This is a genomic window from Oleiphilus sp. HI0117 (assembly GCF_001635235.1).
Genome location: NZ_LWGA01000734.1, coordinates 1 through 3,327 on the forward strand (window position 1 = coordinate 1; position 3,327 = coordinate 3,327).

The window sequence follows — 3,327 nt, forward strand, 5'->3', positions numbered from 1 at the left end:
GTACTTGGAAGGGCATATAAAAGGTGTGCTCCAAAGTTATGGCTATCAAGAAATTCGCATGCCTATTGTCGAGCAGACAGAACTATTTAAACGCTCTATCGGAGAAGTTACCGATATCGTTGAAAAAGAAATGTATACCTTTGAAGATAGAAACGGTGACAGTTTAACCCTGCGCCCTGAAGGAACTGCATGCTGCGTTCGAGCAGCCGAGCAGCATGGTCTATTGTTCAACCAGACTCAGCGCTTGTGGTATACAGGGCCGATGTTCAGACATGAGCGTCCACAAAAAGGAAGATATCGCCAATTCCATCAGGTCGGTGTTGAGTGTTTTGGTTTTAAAGGGCCTGATATTGATGCTGAGTTGATCATGATGACTGCTCGCTTGTGGAAGCAGCTTGGTTTATCTGAACATGTGGTGTTAGAGATAAACTCTTTAGGCTTGCCTGAAGAGCGCAAGTCCTTTAAAGATGCATTAGTTGCTTATCTTGAAGGTTATGCTGATCAGCTTGACGAAGATAGTCTGCGTAGGATGAAAACAAACCCTCTAAGAATCCTGGATAGCAAAAATACTAAGACCCAAGAGATTCTCGCGAATGCGCCAAGTCTGTTCGATTTCTATGGAGACGAGTCTAAGAATGACTTTAACGAGCTATTGTCGCTGCTGGATCATGCAGATATCAAGTATCGTGTTAATCATGGCTTAGTACGAGGTTTGGATTATTATTCGAAAATGGTCTTTGAGTGGGTGACAGATGCCTTAGGTGCTCAAGGCACGGTATGTGCTGGTGGGCGCTACGATGGTCTGGTTGCTCAGCTTGGCGGAAGGCCAACTCCGGGAGTTGGTTTTGCAATGGGGGTAGAGCGTTTAGTGCTACTGCTTGAAGAGCTGAAGCTTGTCCCTGAGTCGGTAAGCGAGCATGTCGATATTTTTATTGTGGCGGCAGGAGAAGGTACTTTACATAAAGCCTTTGAAGTTGCTGAGTTGCTTAGAAGTGAAACTTCCTTGAGAGTACTGCAGAATGCAGGCGGTGGTAGTTTCAAGAGTCAGATGAAAAAAGCTGATAAGTCTGGCGCACCTCTTGGTATCATTATTGGCGAACAGGAGCTGGAAAATGATACGTTGGTAGTCAAACGACTAAAAGGTGAGGGTGGGCAAAAGCTGGTTAGTTTTGCAGAGCTCTTAACAGAAGTGAATTCTGCATTTAGTTAAAGCTTGGGAGTTGCCGGGAATTTGGCTGTATTGCCAAAAAGTAAGCAACACTAGCTGTTTTTAATGCTGCGAACTCGACCGAGTCGGTTATAATGCAGCGCAATACAATGATAACGAAGGTGCCCAGTAAGGGTGCCAAGACAAAAACAAGGTAGACAGGAGCAAGACGTGGACAACCTTTCAACAGAAGATGAACAACTGGCGGCATTGAAAAAGTGGTGGAGCGATAACGGTAATTCACTATTGATGGGTATTGGTGCAGCGCTGGTTATTGTGTTTGGCTGGAAGGCTTACCAGAACAATGTGATTCAGGAAAAAACAGCAGCGTCTTTGCAGTATCAACAATTGGTAACAGTCGCTACGCAAAACGATTTTGATAGTGAAGACGAAGCGGAAACAGTCAGCTACTTGGCAGAGCAACTGAAAGATGAGTTTGAGGGCACTGAATACGCTTTGTATGCTGCGATGTTTATGGCAAAAGACCTGGTAGAAGACAAAAACTACGAAGGTGCAGCAGAGCAGCTAAATTGGGTTTTATCAAAAACAGAAGATGTTCGTCTTCAACATATTGTCACCGCTCGTTTAGCTCGTATTTTATCCGCGCAAGAAAAGCATGGCGATGCTTTGGCCTTACTTAAGCCAAGTGTAGAGTCGTTTAAAGCGAGCTACCTTGAAATAGAGGGTGACATTAAAAAGCGACAAGGTGATATCCCTGGCGCTATCGAGGCATACAAGAATGCTTTCGAACTTATTAAAGAAGAGCCTCAGGCGCAACCTTTGTTGGCGGTTAAGCTGTCAGACTTAGGTATCGATCCTAAGACCCTATAATCAATTTTGCCCCTTTTTGTCAGCCAGCATTGCCTAGGCTGAAAACTACAAAGGGGCGAGAATTTATCTTTCAAAGGCAGCTAAGCTCTGCCTTTTTTGTTTTTATATAGTGTTTGAAGTAATCATACAGAACGCTAAGTTGCATTAGGGATTTCATAGCATGGCGCTAGAGAAAATACATCGGTGGTGTAAAAAGGTCGCCTTTCTTGGCCTTTTGTCTTGTTTGCTAGCTGCTTGTAGTAGTTCGCCAGTAAATCAGCCTGCAGAGCTTGATATCGACTTCAAAGACCAAATTAACTTTAAACGTATATGGAAGAAGTCGGTAGGAGAAGGTGATCAAGAACTAAAGCTTCAGCTTTCACCTATCCTTAGAGATGATAAGATTTACTCAGTCGATACTGAAGGCTTACTTAGTGCTATAGATCGTTTATCCGGTAAGACTCTCTGGAGTCATGAGCTGGATGAGACTATTAGCAGCGGCTTAGCAGTTGACCGAGATAGCCTCTATGTTGTGACGTTTTCTGGTTATTTAGTGTCACTACAACTTGAAAATGGCCAAGAGAATTGGCGCTCTCCGCTAAGCAGTGAAGCAACGGCTCCGCCAGCAGTAAACGGAGAACTGGTGATCGTTCAAACTATTGATGGCAAAGTTGCTGCTTTCGGGGCACAAGATGGCAAGCAACGCTGGCGTCATGATAGTGTTGTGCCGATACTTTCCTTACGAGGTACTGCCAAACCTTTAGTATCGAGGAAGTATACGGTGACTAGCTTCGCCAATGGTGAGTTGCTCACATTGAGGAACGACATTGGTTTGCCTCTCTGGAAAGCAACACTTGCTCTACCAAAAGGGCGCACAGAGCTAGAGCGTTTGGTCGACTCGGATGGTCAGCCTTTGCTTGATGGTGATACCCTTTATGCAGCCGCTTACCAAGGTAAAATATTTGCTTTAAGTGCGCTCGATGGGCAGGAAATTTGGTCTAAAGAAATTTCATCTTTTAACAAGCTCGCGTTAGGCTTTGGCAAGCTCTTTGTTACCACGGATAAAGGTGAGATTATTGCGCTTGATAAGCAAAGTGGAAAGGAGTTGTGGCGAAATGAAGAGTTCTTATATCGTCGTTTAGGCTCACCAGTGGTCTTTGACCAGTTTGTGATGGCCGCTGATTTCGAGGGCTATATCCATGTGCTATCAGTGCTGGATGGAAAAGTACTTGCACGGAAATACCCTGACAGTGATGGTGTCATGGGTGAGATGATTGTAAAGGGCGACCGGCTATATGTTTATGCACGTT

General features: G+C 44.6%; 3 protein-coding genes. All 3 read left to right on the forward strand.

Features of this window, described 5'->3' with window-relative positions:
- Positions 1 to 1,210: histidine--tRNA ligase (gene hisS / locus A3757_RS11275; RefSeq protein WP_068739630.1), on the forward strand; the 1,210-nt coding region annotated here is incomplete at its 5' end.
- 168 nt (positions 1,211 to 1,378) lie between these two features.
- Positions 1,379 to 2,038: a tetratricopeptide repeat protein gene (locus A3757_RS11280; protein WP_068554613.1), complete on the forward strand. Its 660-nt coding sequence runs from the start codon at positions 1,379 to 1,381 to the stop codon at positions 2,036 to 2,038.
- Between the two features lie 160 nt (positions 2,039 to 2,198).
- On the forward strand, positions 2,199 to 3,327 hold a 1,129-nt coding region (gene bamB, locus A3757_RS11285; protein ID WP_068739632.1), incomplete at its 3' end, for an outer membrane protein assembly factor BamB.